This is a genomic window from Paraburkholderia sp. RL17-337-BIB-A (assembly GCF_046025895.1).
In the GTDB taxonomy this organism is placed as follows: domain Bacteria; phylum Pseudomonadota; class Gammaproteobacteria; order Burkholderiales; family Burkholderiaceae; genus Paraburkholderia; species Paraburkholderia fungorum_C.
In genome coordinates, this window is sequence record NZ_JARESY010000002.1 from 2,656,310 (window position 1) to 2,672,675 (window position 16,366).

10 protein-coding genes are annotated in these 16,366 nt (G+C 64.1%); 7 read left to right on the top strand and 3 right to left on the bottom strand.

Annotation, left to right across the window (positions count from 1 at the left end; translation table 11 throughout):
- Nucleotides 1–9 precede the first annotated feature (9 nt).
- Both bcsZ and P0D84_RS32615 read left to right on the top strand, forming a co-directional pair.
- Nucleotides 10–1,230, top strand: a complete 1,221-nt coding sequence (gene bcsZ / locus P0D84_RS32610; protein WP_408343486.1) for a cellulose synthase complex periplasmic endoglucanase BcsZ — start codon at nt 10–12, stop codon at nt 1,228–1,230.
- The gene (locus P0D84_RS32615) at nt 1,221–6,095 is read left to right on the top strand and encodes a cellulose synthase subunit BcsC-related outer membrane protein (protein WP_408343489.1); all 4,875 of its coding nucleotides are present in this window, start codon (nt 1,221–1,223) and stop codon (nt 6,093–6,095) included. The genes bcsZ and P0D84_RS32615 overlap by 10 nt, the downstream gene beginning before the upstream one ends.
- 1,240 nt (nt 6,096–7,335) lie before the next feature.
- Here P0D84_RS32615 and P0D84_RS32620 read toward each other — a convergent pair.
- Entirely contained in the window at nt 7,336–8,562 is a 1,227-nt protein-coding gene (locus tag P0D84_RS32620) for a DUF2252 domain-containing protein (RefSeq protein ID WP_408343491.1), read from the bottom strand.
- A gap of 452 nt (nt 8,563–9,014) precedes the next feature.
- Between P0D84_RS32620 and P0D84_RS32625 the strand changes: the two genes are divergently transcribed.
- The 5 genes from P0D84_RS32625 (at nt 9,015) to P0D84_RS32645 (ending at nt 14,219) form a co-directional block, all read left to right on the top strand.
- Nucleotides 9,015–11,705: a hybrid sensor histidine kinase/response regulator gene (locus P0D84_RS32625; protein ID WP_408343493.1), complete on the top strand. Its 2,691-nt coding sequence runs from the start codon at nt 9,015–9,017 to the stop codon at nt 11,703–11,705.
- A 114-nt stretch (nt 11,706–11,819) separates the two neighbouring features.
- A complete protein-coding gene (locus P0D84_RS32630) occupies nt 11,820–12,566 on the top strand; it encodes a GntR family transcriptional regulator (RefSeq protein ID WP_408343495.1) in 747 nt (248 codons plus the stop codon).
- Nucleotides 12,563–13,453: a sulfite exporter TauE/SafE family protein gene (locus P0D84_RS32635; protein ID WP_408343497.1), complete on the top strand. Its 891-nt coding sequence runs from the start codon at nt 12,563–12,565 to the stop codon at nt 13,451–13,453. Before P0D84_RS32630 ends, P0D84_RS32635 begins: the two co-directional genes overlap by 4 nt.
- Nucleotides 13,450–13,797 carry a DUF1634 domain-containing protein gene (locus P0D84_RS32640; protein WP_408343499.1) on the top strand — a complete coding sequence of 116 codons (348 nt, stop codon included), beginning with the start codon at nt 13,450–13,452 and terminating at the stop codon, nt 13,795–13,797. The genes P0D84_RS32635 and P0D84_RS32640 overlap by 4 nt, the downstream gene beginning before the upstream one ends.
- Before the next feature lie 155 nt (nt 13,798–13,952).
- Nucleotides 13,953–14,219 carry a hypothetical protein gene (locus P0D84_RS32645; protein ID WP_408343501.1) on the top strand — a complete coding sequence of 89 codons (267 nt, stop codon included), beginning with the start codon at nt 13,953–13,955 and terminating at the stop codon, nt 14,217–14,219.
- On the opposite strand, the gene P0D84_RS32650 is transcribed toward P0D84_RS32645, so the two are convergent.
- Nucleotides 14,164–15,555 (bottom strand): ATP-binding protein, encoded by a 1,392-nt coding sequence (locus P0D84_RS32650; protein WP_408343503.1) that lies wholly within the window; start codon nt 15,553–15,555, stop codon nt 14,164–14,166. The genes P0D84_RS32645 and P0D84_RS32650 overlap by 56 nt on opposite strands.
- Nucleotides 15,552–16,265: a response regulator gene (locus tag P0D84_RS32655; protein WP_408343505.1), complete on the bottom strand. Its 714-nt coding sequence runs from the start codon at nt 16,263–16,265 to the stop codon at nt 15,552–15,554. The genes P0D84_RS32650 and P0D84_RS32655 overlap by 4 nt, the downstream gene beginning before the upstream one ends.
- Nucleotides 16,266–16,366 lie beyond the last annotated feature (101 nt).

A 16,366-nucleotide genomic window follows, 5' to 3' on the forward strand; every position in this document is an offset into this window, starting at 1 on the left:
AGGACTGATATGCCGGTTCGACTCAATCAGACACGCGTGGCGCTGACGCTCGGGCTCGGCCTGGGCGTTGCCCTTGCTGCGACCACGTGTTTTGCCGCGAGTTTTGCGCATCTCACCAAGGTGGCCCAGACCACTTCGACGCCGGCCCAGACGGGGCCGTGCAACAACGATTGGCCCGCGTATCGCACCTTCGTCGAGCGCTTCGTGCAGGCGGACGGCCGCGTGATCGACTACTCGTCGCCCCAGCTGAAAACCACCTCGGAAGGCCAGTCATACGGCCTCTTCTTCGCGCTGGTCGCGAACGACCGCGCCACCTTCGACCGGCTGCTCAACTGGACCCGCACCAATCTCGCAGGCAATCAGTTCGATCCGCAAAACGTGCGGCTGCCGTCGTGGCTCTGGGGCAAAAAGCCGGACGGCTCATATGGCGTGCTCGATCAGAATTCCGCCTCCGACTCCGACCTGTGGATCGCCTACGATCTGCTGCAAGCCGGCCGTCTCTGGCGTGAGGCGAGCTATACGCAACTCGGTCAGGCGCTCGCCATACAAATCGCGCGCCAGGAAATGACCACGTTGCCGGGCGTCGGTCCGATGCTGCTGCCTGGACCGCGGGGCTTCAAGGAGGGCGGCGTGACGCGCCTGAATCCGAGCTATCTGCCCCTGCCGGTGCTGCGCGCGCTGGCTCACGACGCGCCTGACGGTCCGTGGGGCAAACTCGCCGACAGTGCGTACAAACTCATCAAGACCACGGCGCCGCTGGGCTTCGCGCCTGATTGGGCGGCGTGGCAGAACGGCCAGTTCGTGGTCGACCCGAAAGCCGGCGACACCGGCAGTTACGACGCGATTCGCGTCTATCTGTGGGCCGGCCTCGCCTCACCCGCCGATCCGCTTGCCAAACCCTGGCTCGCGGCGCTCGGCGGCATGCGCACGAAGGTTGCGCAAACCGGCATTCCGCCCGAGAAGGTTTCGGCGACCACCGGCACGGCGAGCGGCGAAGGACCGTTGAGTTACTGGGGCGCGCTCGCGCCGTACTTCAAGTCGCTCGGCGACGAGCGCGGCCTCGGTCTCGCGCGCACCCATCTCGCCGCGCTCGACACCAGCGTGCCGGGCCGCGAACCAGTCTATTACGATCGTGTGCTGGGTTTGTTCGGCACCGGATTCATCGACGGCCGCTATCGTTTCGACGAAGCCGGCCGTCTCGTGCCGAGTTGGAGAAATGCATGCGATTGAGCGCCCTCGCGTTTTCATTGCGGTTCGCGCTGAGCCTCACGGCGCTCTGCTGCGTGGCGACGGCTTCGCCTGACGCGCTGGCGCAGGCGTCGAAAGATCCTTTAAGCGTGCTGATCGATCAGGGCAAGTACTGGCAAGCGCATCAACGCGGCGACCTCGCCGAGCAGGCGTGGCAAAAGGTGCTGCGCATCGATCCGAAGCAGCCCGACGCGCTGTACGGTATGGGCATGGTGCTGGCCGACCGCAAGGACGGCGCGGGCGCGCAGCAATATCTCGCGCGACTGAAGGCGGTCGCGCCGAACTATCCGAATCTGGATGAACTGGGCCGCCGTCTTGGCGAATCGAGTCTGCGTGACCAGAGCGTCAACGACGCGCGGCGGCTCGCGCAAAGCGGCCAAAGCGCGAGTGCGGTGCAGGAATATCAGCGCGCGCTGAACGGCAAGCCGGCCACGCCCCAATTGCAGCTCGAGTATTACCAGGCGCTCTCGGCCACGCCGCAAGGCTGGGACCAGGCACGCCGCGGCCTCGAACAGCTCGCGCGCGACAACCCCGACGATCCGCGCTACGCCCTCGCCTACGCACAGCATCTGACGTATCGCGATGTGACGCGCCGCGACGGGATCGCGCGCTTGCAGAAGCTTGCCGCCGACAGCACGGTCGGCGCGTCGGCGAAGAAGGCCTGGCGGCAGGCGCTGTTGTGGCTCGACGCACGGCCCTCCGATGCCACGCTGTACGAGGCCTATCTGCAAGGCGCCACCGATGACGCCGCGGTCAAGGCGCGCTACGAGTCGATGGTCGAGCAGGACAAGGCGGCCCGCGATCGCGCCCAGCAAAACGCCACCGTCGACGCGCGCGGCCGCACCATCGCCGACGGTTTCGCCGCGCTCGATCGTGGCGACCTCGTCACGGCACGTGCGAAGTTTTCGTCAGTTCTGGCAAACAGTCCGAACGATACCGACGCGCTCGGCGGCATGGGTATCGCCGCGTTGAAGCAGGAACACTTTGCCGAAGCCCGCAACTATCTGGAGCGCGCGTCGCGCAGCGGCAATCCCGCGCGCTGGAAAACCGCGCTCGATAGCGCGACCTACTGGACCTATACCAGCGACGCGATCGGCGCGCGCAGCAATGGCGAATTCGCGAAGGCGAAGTCGCTGTTCGAGCGCGCGATCGCACTGAATCCGTCCGACGTCACCGCGCAGGTATTGCTCGGCGAAATGCTGCTCGCCAACGGCGATCCAGTCGGCGCGGAGCAAGCCTACCGGATGGCGCTGCGCCGTCAGGCCGACAATCCCGACGCGATTCGCGGCCTCGTCGGCGCGCTAGCCGCGCAAGGCCGCGGCGACGAAGCGCTGCAATTCGCCAATCAGTTGAACAGCGAGCAGCAATCGAAGGCCGGCGGCATCAACCGTCTGCGTGGCGAAGCACAGGCCGCCCAGGCACGCGCGGCCGAAGCGCGCGGCGATCTCGGCAGCGCGCGCAGCCTGTTCGAAGACGCGTTGCTCAATACGCCCGACGATCCCTGGCTGCGGCTCGACCTCGCGCGCATTTACGTGCGTCAGGGCGCGGTCGCGAATGCGCGCAGCATGATGGATGGGCTGCTCGCCGCGCATCCCGACATGACTGACGCGTTGTATGCGAGTGCGTTGTTGTCGGCGGAAACGCAGGACTGGGCCACCGGTCTCGCGCAACTCGACCGGATTCCGGTTGCGCAACGCACCGACGCGATGACGACCTTGCAGCACCGCTTGTGGGTGCATCAGCAGGCCGATCTCGCGACCCGGATGGCGCGCAATGGTCAGACGCAACAGGCGCTGGCAACGTTGCAAGCGGCCGAACCGGTCGCCGGCAACAGTCCCGAATTGATCGGCGTGATCGCCGCTGCGTATCAGCAAGCGGGCGACCCGAATCGCGCGTTGAACCTCGTGCGTGGCGCGATGAGCGCGGCGCCCGGCAACACCGATTTGCTGCTGCAATATGCGGGCATTCTGGCCGCCACGCAGCAGGAAGCCGAACTCGGCATGGTGATGCGCAGGCTTGCGTCGATGCCCTTGACGCCGCAGCAGCGCACCGATTTCGGCAATCTGAATCTGGCTATCGTCATCAAGCAATGCGACACGGTGCGTCAGCGCGGCGACCTTGCCAGCGCCTACGACGTGATCGCGCCGTGGCTCGCGGCGATGCCCGACAATCCCGATTTGCAAGCCGCCCTTGGCCGCCTCTATTCGAGCGCCGGCGACGACCGCAATGCGCTCGCCAGTTACCGCGTCGCGTTGCAGCGCAAGCCCGACGACCTGAACCTGTTGCAAGCGGCGATTCCCGCGGCAGCCGGTGCGAAACAGTTCAGCTACGCCGAATCGCTCGCGAGGCAAGCGCTTGCCGCGGCGCCAGTCGATCCTGGCGTGCTGGCGACGGTCGGCCGCATGTATCGCGCGGAAGGCAAATTGTCGCTCGCGGCGACGTATCTGCAACGCTCGCTGGTCGCGGCCAATACGCCGCTGATGGCCAACGCGCCACGCGCCAATGCGCCGGGCAATGTGCCGCGTGGCTGGGAAGTCGCGATGCGCCGGATCGGCGCGACGCCACTGCCGGGCACCAATCCTTTCGAAGGTAAAACCGCAACGACCTCGCCGACCGACGCCGACAACGCCGCACTTGACGGCGGCGGCTCCAATGCCGCGAGCGCATCGCTTCCGTATTCGCAGTCCTCCTTGCCGTCACAGACCGTGCCGAACTATCCGCCTCCCTCGCAGCCCGCACCTTACGTCGCGCCTTATACGGCGCCCGCGCAGCCGTACGTGCCGAATCCCGCGCCTACCGCCATTCCTTACAACGCGCCGCGTCAGGGCGCCAACTCGGGTGGCTACGGCCAGGAGACTTACGGGTCGAGCCAGTCGGGCGCGCCGTTGCAGCCTTATCCCGGTCAAGGCCAGCCGCGAACGCAAGCGCAGACGCAGCAGGCTCCGCAACAGCAATACGACGCGGGGTATCCGCAACAAGGGGGATATCCGCAGCAGACGCAGCATCCGCAGCAAGGCGGCTATCCTCAACAGGCGCAGTATCCGCAGCAAGGCGGATATCCTCAACAGGCGCAGTATCCGCAGCAAGGCGGATATCTTCAACAGACGCAGTATCCGCAGCAGGCGCCCGACGGCTATGCGACCACGCCGTGGCCGATGTCGCCCGCGGCACGCGAAGCGCAGGCCAATGCCGCCTCAATGCAACCGCCGCGTTACACGGGTTCGGCCAGCAGCACCAAACGCTCGACCAGCAAGAAGCAAAGCGTGTCGAAGAGCAACCGCAACGCGCAAGGCTATGCGCAGGCGCCGTATGCGCAGCCGCAAGGCTATCCGCAACAGCAAAAGCAACAGCAACAGCAACCCTACTACGGGCAGCAGCCTTACCCGCAGCAACAACAGGGCTATGCGCAGCAGCCTTATCAACCGTATCCGCCGCAGCAGGCTTACGGTCAGCAGCCGTATCAACCGTATCCGAATCAGGGCTCGGGTTATTACGCGCAACAACAGCAGCCGTACATCCCGCAGCCGCCGACTGGTTACGCGCAGCCGTATTACCCGCAACAACCCGGCACAAACAACAATGGCGGCAACTACGCACAGCCGAACGCGGCCAACACCCAGACGCTTGGCGTGGCCGAAGAACTGGCGCAGATCAATCGCGAGCAGGCGAGCACCGTGTCGGGCGGGATCGTGTTCCGCAACCGCTCAGGGGAGGACGGCCTGTCGACGCTCACCGATATCGAAGCGCCCATTCAGGGGCGTATCAAGGCGGGCAACGGCCATATCGTCGTGACGGCGACCCCGGTTACGCTGGATGCCGGCACCGCGTCGGGGAATGTCTCGACACTCGCGCGCTTTGGCGCGGGGCTGTCCAATAGCACCTCCGCGTCGGCGGCGATTGCCGGCAACAACAACTATGGCAGCCAGACTGCGAGCGGCGTGGGTTTGTCGATCGGCTACCAGGGCCGCAGCTTTAACGGCGATATCGGCGTGACGCCGCTCGGTTTCCCCGAGAAGACCGTCGTGGGCGGCTTGCAATACAACGGCAGCATTACCGACAAGGTGTCGTATTCGCTGGCCGTCGCGCGCCGCGCGGTGACTGACAGCTTGCTGTCGTATGCTGGCGCGCGCGACTCGGGCTCCGGTCTCGAGTGGGGCGGCGTCACGTCCAACGGCGGCCTTGCCAGCCTTGCATGGGATGACGGCACGAATGGCCTGTATGTGAACGCTGCGTATCAGCACTACCAGGGCGATAACGTCGCAAGCAACAACGCGGTGAAGGGCGGCGGCGGTGTCTACACGCGACTGTTCAAGGATGCCGATCAGACGTTGACCGTTGGCGTGAACACGACGCTGATGTCTTACGACAAGAACCTGTCGTACTTCACTTATGGTCAGGGCGGGTACTTCAGTCCGCAGCAGTACATGATTCTCAATTTGCCGGTGGAATGGACGGGGCGCAACGGCGCGTTTACTTATGACTTGAAGGGGTCGATTGGCGTGCAGCATTATCGCCAGGACGCATCGAATTACTTCCCGCTCAATGATGGTTCTAGCCGCCAGAGCGACGCGGCGGCGGAGGCCAAATTTATCGGCACGGGTGTGGATAGTGGTGCGGTTTATCCTGGGCAGAGTAAGACGGGAGTTTCTTATTCGCTTAGCGCGGTGGGGGAGTATCAACTTGCGCCGCAGTTGGCGTTTGGGGCCACCGCTTCGCTCGGCAATGCTTATGAATATCGCGAGTGGCTCGCGGCGGTTTATTTGCGGTATAGCTTTAGTAAACAGACTGGCTTGCAGCCGTTTCCGCCTACGGCGGTTAGTTCGCCGTATTTGTCATTGTCTAACTAGGTTTTTTTTTGCCTTTGGCGGTGGCGTTGTTCTGTGTGCCTGCGGCGGGGGGTTTGGTGGGGTTTTTGCCTGCGGGGCGGTTTTTTTGGTCGCGTGCGGTGTTGGGCTTTGCTTGATCTGTTTGCCTGCGCGGCGCTTGTTTGGCTGTTGCCTTGTGGTGTTGGCCTTTCCTTGAATTGTTATTGGTCTATTAGCGTCGCCCCTGTGCGGGGCAGGCACCTACTTTTCTTTGCCTGCCGCAAAGAAAAGTAGGCAAAAGAAAGCGGCTCAAACCGCCAGCTCATAAGCGGGTCCCCCGCACAGCCGCGGTAGTGGTACATCTGGAATCTGGGTTCTCGCACATTTCGCGCGAGTGACAAAGCCATCATGCTTCCGGCGGCGCTGCGCGCGCCGAAGAGCCGCTCTTAAAACCACCGGTGTGTTATCTCATTCGCACTTCATTCGGCGGCGCAGCGCGCGCCGAAATGCCGCTCTTAAAACCACTGCGGTGTTTTCGCATTGGCACTTCATTCGGCGGCGCAGCGCGCTTCGAAGAGCCGCTCTTGAAACCACTGCGGTGCTATCTCATTCGCACTTCATTCGGCGGCGCAGCGCGCGCCGAAATGCCGCTCTTAAAACCACTGCGGTGTTTTCTCATTCGCATTTCATCGGGGCGTCGCCGAGGCGAAGCCGACGGCCTCCGCCGCCTTCAAACGAAGCAGCTGGTGTCTCGCGCAGACTCATCCGCGATGCCCGCAGTGCGGAGTGGGAGTTCATGAGCGCGTCGCCAAGGCGAAGCCAGTGGCCCCCGGCGTGCACGAACGAAGTCCCTGGTTCTCGATGGACCCTTCCGGCGAGCACGCAGTGCGAGACGGGAAGTATGCCGAGCGAGGCCACTGGCTTCCGGATGTCCCGTTCCGACGAGCACGTAGTGTGAGGCGGGAAGTATGACTGCCTGGTCACTCGCGTCGAATGTGCGAGGGCACGGATTCCAGATGCACCACTACCATAACTGTGCGGGGGACCCGCTTAAGAATTCGCGGTTTGAGCCGCTTTCTTTTGCCTACTTTTCTTTGCGGCAGGCAAAGAAAAGTAGGTGCCCGCCCCGCACAGGGGCGACGCTAATAGACCAATATCAATTCAAGGAAAGGCCAACGCCATAAAAGCACAGACAAACAAGCGCCGCGCAGGCAAACAGATCAAGCAAAGGCCAACGCCGTAGGCAAACAGACAAAGCACCGCACAGGCAAACCAAAAACCTTTAGCATTCCTCCCCAGCATACCGCCGACAATGCTCCAAATACCCAACCGCATGGCTACTCACAAGCTCGACAATACTCGTCCAAAGCCACCCCGGCGCATCAAACGTCTTCGACCGATTCCTCCGCAACTCAGCAAGCCACGCCTTGCGCCCCACCGCATCCATCTGCCGCGCATGCGCCTTCCCCACCACTAATGCCAGAAACCGCGCCGCTTTCATCGCCTCATCGCGAGTCAACTGCTCAATCGTCAACTTCATATCCTGCGGCAGCAGCTCCCGTATCACAACCGGACGATCCGACAAGCGCGCCGCCCGCATCCGCTCGCCAAGCGAAGGCGACACATGCCGTGCCCCCTCCACCACCCGCTCGGCGTTGTCTCGCGGCATACGCACGCCAGAATAACGCGGCGCGGCCGCCTGCGCGGCCTCCTTGATATCCATCAGGCACAGATCGTCGCCCTCCACCGCCGCACCGTCGATGTCCAGCAGTACCGCATATCGCAAGCGCCCCAGCGAACTGCATCCCTTGATCCAGTAGGCCGCATCGAGCACCTCGACATCCGCGTCCTCGCCGCGGCCGCGCAACACCGTCGCGAGTCGCGCCAGCGTGCCCCTCTCGAACAACGCGTCGATCTCGCGCCGCTCGCTCTTCGCCAACGGCCAGAAGCGCGGCCCCAGCGGAATGCTCGGCTCGAGATCCTCAATCCGCTCCTCCGCCAGGTGACGCCACGAACGGCGCACCGCTTCCTTCATCACCACCCTCACCGCCTCAGGCTTCTCCGCATGAATGTCAGCTTCGCCGGCCGCTTCGTCGAAAGAGCGCTCGTAGCCGTCAGCCAACGCTTCCATCATGCGCACAGTCGTCACGCCTGACAGATCCGAGCCGCGCGCGGCCGTCGCCAATGACAGACCAAGGCGGATCAGATCGTGCGCGGGATTGCCGATCACCGTCTGGTCGAGATCGCGAATCTGAATCTCGACGCGCCCTTGCGCATCGGCGACCGGCCCAAGATTGCCGGTGTGGCAATCGCCGCAGATCCAGATCGCCGGACCTTCGGGCAAGGCGTGGCTCTCCATTCCGTCGAGCCATTCGTAGAACTTGCTCGTGTTGCCGCGCACATACGCATGCGCCGAGCGCGCCATTCTGGCGTTGCGGCGCGTAGTCAATATCGACTGGCGTGCGTCCGCCTTAGGCAGCTTGCTTCGTGTGATGATTTTCCTTGGCATCGTGTGTCCGCGTCTATTGAAGTTCGAATCCGGCGTGGCGCCCAACCCCACCCTGCGCCCGTTGGCGCGAGCGAACAAATGCCCTCAGCACGAAACACGCCCGGCCAAAACTCGCGACCCGGCACATCATCATCGGGCGGCCCCAAGCAGCGATGACGCAACCCAACACTGGCAACACGCGCTGTTCTTTCCGCTATGCAACGCGCTCCTCGAATACGCCAGGTAAAAGTTTCCAGACCGTCCTACGCATCTTGCGGCTGTACGCGTAAAGCCCACGTGACCCGGTCACCCGCATGGCGTTGTGGCCTACAATCGTTGCTGCCGCACGGCTGCTTCGCGTCTGCGGCGCACGCTAGAAGATTCATCCCGCCTCCTGCTGAACATCCACGCGCGTGATGCGCGCCGGCAGAGTGGGGACACACTCATCGACGTGACCTCTGTGGAGCGCAGCAATGCCATTTCCGGCACATGATCACGGCTGCCCCGGCTGGAACGGGGAAATGGCGCGACGCATCAGCGATTTCAACTGGGCCGCCACCGACCTCGGCGCCATCGAGAACTGGCCGCGCAGCCTGACCGCCACCGTTCAAATGCTGCTCGCCTCGCCGGTGCCCCTCGTGCTTTTATGGGGCAAACCCGGCTACATGATCTACAACGACGCTTACGCGGTATTCGCAGGCGGACGGCATCCGTATCTGCTCGGCTGTCCGGTCGAACGGGGCTGGCCGGAAGTCGCCGAATTCAACCGGCATGTGATGCTCACGTGTCTCGCCGGCGGCACGCTGTCGTATCGCGACAAGGAACTGGTTCTGCTGCGCGATGGCAAGCCTGAAGACGTCTGGATGGACCTCTACTACAGTCCGGTCGCCGACGACAGCGGCGCACCCGCGGGGGTCCTCGCGATGGTCGTCGAAACCACCGCGCGCGTACTGACTGAACGCTGGCGGCAGCGCGCCGAAGCGGAACTGCACGAGACCAACGAACGGCTGCAACTCGCGCTCAATACCGGCGCCGTGCTCGGCACGTGGGTGCTCGACGTGCGCACTGGCAAGGTCACGGGTGATGAACGTTTCGCGCGCACTTTTTCGTTTTCGCTCGAAGAGGCCGCGCAAGGAGTCCCGCGCAGCGCCGCGACGCAAATGATCCATCCGGACGACCAGCCGCTCAACGAGCGCATGACGACCGAAGCGTTGCGCACCGGCCAGCCGTTTCGCGCCGAGTACCGGATTCGCCGGCCCGATAGCGACTATATGTGGGTGCAGGCGAACGGCCAGTGCGAGTTCGACGAACATGGGGAGCCGACGCGCTTTCCCGGCGTGTTGATCGACATCCACGAACGCAAGATCGCCGAACAATCGCTGCGCCAGTTGACCGAAACACTGGAACAACGCGTCACCGACGCGGTCGCGGCACGCGCGCTCGCCGAAGAGCAGTTACGCCAGGCCCAGAAGATGGAAGCGATCGGCAGCCTCACCGGCGGCGTCGCACACGACTTCAACAATGTGCTGCAGGTAATCAACGGCAATCTGCAGATGCTCGCCGCGGATGCCGACGACGATCCCGTCATGCTGCGGCGTTTGTCCGCCGCGACCGATGCCGTCAAACGCGGCGCGAAACTGGCGGCGCATCTGCTCGCCTTCGCGAGGCGCCAGCCGCTCTCGCCTACCGTGCTGAACCCGCGCCGTGTGCTGGCGGGCATGAGCGAGATGCTGCACCGCGCGCTCGGCGAGACCGTCAAGATCGAAACCGTGTTGAGCGACGATCTGTGGCATGTGCAGGCCGACCGCAATCAACTCGAAAACGCGCTGCTCAATCTCGCGATCAATGCGCGCGACGCGATGCAAGCCGACGGCACGCTTACCGTATGCGCGACGAACCGCGTGCTGGACCCGGCGTTTTGCCGCGGCAAGCCGGAGCTCTCACCGGGCGAGTATGTCGTGTTTTCGGTGACCGACACCGGCACCGGCATGCAGCCCGACATCCTGGAGCGCGTGTTCGAACCGTTCTTCACGACCAAGCCCGACGGCCATGGCACAGGCCTCGGCTTGAGCATGGTGTTCGGCTTCGTCAGGCAAAGCGGCGGCCATACGCTGATCGACAGCGAAGTAGGACGCGGCACCACCGTCTCGTTGTTTTTCCCGCGCTGCTGCGAGCCGGAAACCGCCGAAACAGTCGATCAAACCGCCACGCCTGGAGGCGGCGGCGAGACGATTCTGGTCGTCGAGGACGATGCAGATGTGCGGCTGACCGCCGTCGAAATGCTCGCGCAACTTGGCTATAAGGTGCTGACTGCATCGAGTGGCGACGCGGCGCTCGAGTTCATCGATAGCGATGTGCCGATCGATCTGCTGTTTACCGACGTCGTGATGCCAGGCCAGGTGAAAAGCGTGGCACTGGCGCAGCGCGCGGCAGCACGCTCACCCTCGGTGCCGACTCTCTTCACTTCGGGTTACACGCGCGACGAGATCGTTCATCACGGCAAGCTCGACGCCGGCATTACGCTCCTCTCCAAGCCTTATCGGCGCGACGATCTGGCGCGCAAGGTGCGCAGCGTATTGTGCGCAGGAACCGCCGGTGCAACTGGCATCGGCGATGGGCGGATCGCCCCTTGCGTGCCACGCACGGTCTACGATCCAGCTCGTGCGTCCAAAGCGTCCGGTCCGCGCGAAAGCCGGCACGAGCCAGGCGCTTCGGAAGAGAATCCGCTCGCCGACTCCTCGACGGTTTCGTTGGCGGACTCCCTCGCGAGCCTGCCATCGCGGCCATCCGGCACGCCGGCGCGCGTGCTGCTGGTCGAAGACGATGCCGATTCGCGCGACGCGCTCCGTGACCTGCTCGGCGCGTTGGGTCTCGCTTGCACCGCGGTCGCAAGCGCCGAGGAAGCGCTGCCGCTCGTGCCCGCGCAACGTTTCGAGATCCTGTTCACGGACCTGACGTTACCCGGCATGTCCGGCGACAACCTGGCGCGCGCGGTGCTGCGTGAGCAGCCGGACATCCGCGTGTTACTGGTGTCGGGCTATGGCAAGAACGCCCAGATCGGCGCCACCATCCCCGGCGCACGGCTGCTCGGCAAACCGCTCGATATCGCGCAGTTGCGACGCGAACTCGCGGAGTGGCTCGATCATACGGAGGCGGCTTCCTAGGCTCGCCTGGCGTCGGGGACAGGCCGTGGCCTGATTCAGGATAGCGTCGACTGCACCATCGGCATGGGCCCATGCGCCTTGACACCAAGACATCATGACGTCATGATGTCTTCCATGACCACCGACCGCAGCAGCCAACTCCCCCTCTACGCGCAAGTCGAAGCGGTACTCGCGGCAAGGATCGCGGACGGCACGTATCCGCCCGGCACGCAGTTGCCGAATGAAGCGAGCCTGCTGGCAAGCTACGGCATCAGCCGCACCACCTTGCAAAAAACGGTGCAGAACCTGATTGCGCGCGGATTGATCGAAATCCGCCGCGGCAAAGGCACCTTTGTCACCCAGCCGCGCCTCACTCAGCCGCTCACCGAACTGAGCGGCTTCGTCGAGGACATGCGTGCGCACGGCCGGCATCCCACCGCCCGGCTGCTAGTGCGGCAGATCGAAAACGCCAGCGACGCCGTCGCCGGCAAGCTCGCGCTCGAACCGGGCACGCCGGTCGTCCACATTCAGCGCGTGCGCATCGCCGACGGCACACCGCTTTCGTTCGACGAAACCTGGCTGCCGAAAGACATCGGCGAAAAGATCATCGAAAACGATCTGGAGGCGGAACCGATCTTTACCCTGCTCGAAGAGAAGTACGGCATTCCGCTCGTCGAAGCCGAATACCGGCTCGAGGCAATCGCCGCGAACGAAGCCGTTGCGCAAGCCCTCGAGATCGACGCGGGCAGCCCGATCTTCCTGATCGAGCGCACGTCGTATTGCAACGACACCCGTCCGGTCGACTATGAAAAGCTCTACTACCGCGGCGATCAGATCCAGTTCGTCACCCGTCTCGCCCGGCGCAAGCCGGCCGCCCAATGACCGGCGCGGCGGCTGCAGTGGGCCTGCATTACACGCTATGGCTGTTCGCGGTGTCGCTCGGCGCAAGCATGCTGGGCGGCATGCTAGGCATGGCAAGCGGCATTTTTATCGTGCCCATCCTGACCATGTTCGGTCACCTGGATATTCACCTGGCGATCGGCGCCAGCATCGTTTCGGTGATCGCCTGTTCGTGCGGCGGCGCGGCGCCGTTCCTGCGCGGGCGCTTGACCAACGTTCGCCTCGCCGTGGTTCTGGAAACCGCCACCACGCTCGGCGCACTGTCCGGCGTGCTGCTGAGCGGACTCATTCCGGTGCCCGCACTGTTTTTCATTTTCGCGGCCATTCTGTTGCTGTCCGCCCGGCAAATGCTCGCGCGGCGCGCCGATCCGATCGCCGGCCACGGCGCCGACGCAGCCAGCGCGTATTCGTGGGGCACGGCGTTGCGTCTGAATTCGAGTTATCCGGATCGCGCGCTCGGCCGCGAGGTCGACTATCGCGTGCAACGCGTACCCTTGGCCTTGTCCCTGATGTATGGAGCAGGATTGATTTCGGCGCTGCTCGGCATCGGCAGCGGCGTGCTCAAGATTCCGGCGATGGATACGGCGCTGCGCTTGCCGATCAAGGTCTCGTCGGCCACGTCCAATTTCATGATCGGCGTGACGGCGGCGGCCAGCGCCGGCGCGTACTTCCTGCGTGGTGAGATCGTGACCGCCATCGCCGGGCCAGTGGCATTGGGATCGGTCGTCGGCGCGGTGCTCGGGGCGCGCATCCTCATGCGCGTCTCGAATGACAGGCTGCGCGTGCTCTTCGTCGTGGTGCTCGTCCTGCTCGCCGTGCAAATGCTGCTCGAGGCATTCGGCATTCACCTTGCCGGAGCGTCAGCATGAGCCGCATCGCGTCGGCCGGCGCGCAGCTCGAACGCTGGCTTGCGCGGCTCCTGCACCACGGCACATGGGTCGCAACGATCACGATTGCGAGCGGCCTTGCGATTGGCCTGCTAAGCCATTTTAAAAACGCACTGCCCGGCCCGCGGACTCACCCCGAATGGCTTTCAACGCCGACAGGCATGCATATCGTGACCGCTGGCATCGCGCTTTTCATCCTGTTGCCGATAATGCGGCTTATATTGATGTTAGGGATGTTCCTGCATCAACGCGACTACCGGTTCAGCGCGATCACCGCCCTGGTGCTGGCGATCGTCGCCGCGGGGTTGCTGGTCGGCGCAGCTTGATGTGTGCGGCACGAACCACCCCGGGTATGATGCCGGTCGTGCACGAGTCGGCGTGCGATTCGCCGCCGCGCGCTTGGTAACGCTTGTTGTCATTGCGTTTGAAGTAGCATTTGCAGCCGCGTTGCGCGGCACTTCTTCCAGTCACGAGAACTATCATGCCCGCCCAACACGACGAAGTCCCCACTGCCAGCGCCAAGCCGGGCCAGGCAAAGCGTAAGGATCTGTCCATTGTGGCGCGCAATCTTATGATGGTTGCGGTCGGCGTCGTGGTGTTCGCGATCGTTGCGACGGTCGTTCTCTACGGTCCGATCACGTACGGCGACCAGATTCCCAACTTCGGCATCATTCTCATGCTGACCGTGCCGGTTATCGCGGGCGTGGCGTTCCGCGTGGGGCTGGATGCGTGGCTGGAACGGAAATGAGCGGCAACACCACCCACACCTCGAGGCCGCCGCCTTCGCGCGCATGAAACTGCAGACTGCCGCCGTGCAGCCGCGTGATCCGTTCGACAATCGCCAGCCCCAGCCCGGTTCCGCCGCTATGCGCGCGGGCATTGCGGCCGCGCTGAAACGGCGCTTTCAGTTGCTCCAACTCCTCTGCGGAAAGCCCTTTACCGCGATCGCCGACCGCGACATACACGGCTTCTCTCGTGGCCCAGCTGCGTACAGCGAGCCCCGCGCCGCCGTACACGATCGCGTTCTGCATCAGGTTCATCAGGAGCCGCATCATGCTGATCGGCCGATACGCAATCGCGGGCAATACAGCGAGCGAAAGCGCGAATTCATGGCCGAGTCCCGCGAAATCGCCGGTAAGCCGTTCGATCAAGGCATTCAGATCGCCAGGCTCCGCTGCCTCACGCTCGCCGCTGCCCGCGTAGTCCATGAACTGCTGCAAGATCGTCTCGATCTGATCCAGGTATGACTCGGCGGCGACCACAAAGCTGCTGTCGCTGCCATCCGGCATCGCCATGGCCATCGAGAGGCGCAATTTGGTCAGCGGCGTGCGAATGTCGTGCGAGATGCCCGCCAGCATCAGCGCGCGCGTCGCCTCCGCTTGCTGTAACGCCTGCGTCATCTGATTGAAAACACGGCTCACGGCGGCGATCTCGGCAGGGCCGTCGGTCGGCAACGGCGCGGGCGTTTCGCCGGCGCTCACACGGCGCGCCGCCCGCGTCAACTGCTGAAGCGGCTGGTTGAGGTGGCGCTGGATCACGTAGCCGGTCAGCGCCGCCAGGGCGCCCAAACCGAGCGACAACAGGATCGCCGCGTCGAGCCCGGCGCCTTGCGCGTCCTCGGGAATCGGCAGTGCGATCCAGTACGGCGTGTGCGGTGCATCGGCCGGCGCGTGCATGCGAATCCACAAGCGTTGACCGCCTTCAAACTGCCAGCGCGCGGGCATGTCGGCAGGCAGATGCGCGCGCAGGCTGTCGAAAAACACGTTGCGCTGATAGCTGCGATAGGCGCGTAACACACTGCGTGGCGGTTCGATGGTGGCCTCGCGAGGCAGTTCCGCGCGTCCGTTGAGACGTGTGATCAAACCGGCGCGCGCATCCGCCGGGGTGGCTTGAAGCAGGCTGTCGAGCGTCGTCACGTAGGTGGCGAACACCGTGGCCGCACGTTCGACTCGAGGCCGCTGGACATAGTGCAGCAGCACGCCGAGCGAGCATATCTGGCTCAGCATCACCAGCACGATCAGCAGAGCGATATTGCGCGCCAACAGCGTTTTCGGCAGCGCCCTTTGCAGCAGCGGGCGCGTCATGAGTCGACATCCGCGATCAGCATGTAGCCGACGCCCCACACGGTCTTGATGAAGCGCGGCTTCGACGGGTCGTCCTCGACGATCTGCCTGAGCCGCAGCACCTGCACGTCGATGCTGCGATCGAGCGCATCGTGCTCGCGGCCGCGGGCGCGCGCCAGCAGATTGTCCCGGCTCACAGGCCGGTTCGGCGACGAAGCCAGCGCGACCAGCAACAGCATCTGCGCCGAATGAAGCTCCAGCAATTCTCCGGCACGCGACAACTGCTGCTTGCCGACGTCCAGACTGAAATCGCCGAAGCGCACGCTCTGCGAGGTCACGGTGACATCGCCCGAGGCGATCTTCTGGCGACGCAGCAGCGCATTGATCCGCGCCACCAGTTCACGCGGCAGGAACGGTTTGGCGAGGTAATCGTCAGCGCCGGTTTCGAGACCGGCCACCTTGTCGAGCGGATCGCCCTTCGCGGTCAGCATCAGGATCGGCAGCGTCTGCCCTTGGGCACGCAAGCGGGCGCAGATTTCGAGGCCGTCCTCCTCGCCGATCATCAGATCGAGCACCAGCAGATCGAACGGCTCACGCTCCAGATAACGGTCGAGCCGCTTGCCGTCCTCCGCGATCCGCACCTCGAATCCATGGCTGCGCAGGAAACGCTGCAGCATGTTGCGCAGTTCGGCTTCGTCGTCGAGCACGATGATTTTGGCGGGGCGATCCATACGAAAGCTCCTCGGTTTAAGCGTCGGGCGGTGCATGCCGCGACAAATGCCGTTCGGCCTGGCGCTGCAACGGGGCAGGTTTCATCGCGCGTTGGGACGTC

Coding starts and splice junctions, on each gene's coding strand:
- P0D84_RS32640 (WP_408343499.1), top strand. CDS start 13,450: ATGAGCCGCATCGCGTCGGCCGGCGCGCAGCTCGAACGCTGGCTTGCG.
- P0D84_RS32615 (WP_408343489.1), top strand. CDS start 1,221: ATGCGATTGAGCGCCCTCGCGTTTTCATTGCGGTTCGCGCTGAGCCTC.
- P0D84_RS32625 (WP_408343493.1), top strand. CDS start 9,015: ATGCCATTTCCGGCACATGATCACGGCTGCCCCGGCTGGAACGGGGAA.
- P0D84_RS32645 (WP_408343501.1), top strand. CDS start 13,953: ATGCCCGCCCAACACGACGAAGTCCCCACTGCCAGCGCCAAGCCGGGC.
- P0D84_RS32650 (WP_408343503.1), bottom strand. CDS start 15,555: ATGACGCGCCCGCTGCTGCAAAGGGCGCTGCCGAAAACGCTGTTGGCG.
- P0D84_RS32630 (WP_408343495.1), top strand. CDS start 11,820: ATGACCACCGACCGCAGCAGCCAACTCCCCCTCTACGCGCAAGTCGAA.
- P0D84_RS32620 (WP_408343491.1), bottom strand. CDS start 8,562: ATGCCAAGGAAAATCATCACACGAAGCAAGCTGCCTAAGGCGGACGCA.
- P0D84_RS32655 (WP_408343505.1), bottom strand. CDS start 16,265: ATGGATCGCCCCGCCAAAATCATCGTGCTCGACGACGAAGCCGAACTG.
- P0D84_RS32635 (WP_408343497.1), top strand. CDS start 12,563: ATGACCGGCGCGGCGGCTGCAGTGGGCCTGCATTACACGCTATGGCTG.
- bcsZ (WP_408343486.1), top strand. CDS start 10: ATGCCGGTTCGACTCAATCAGACACGCGTGGCGCTGACGCTCGGGCTC.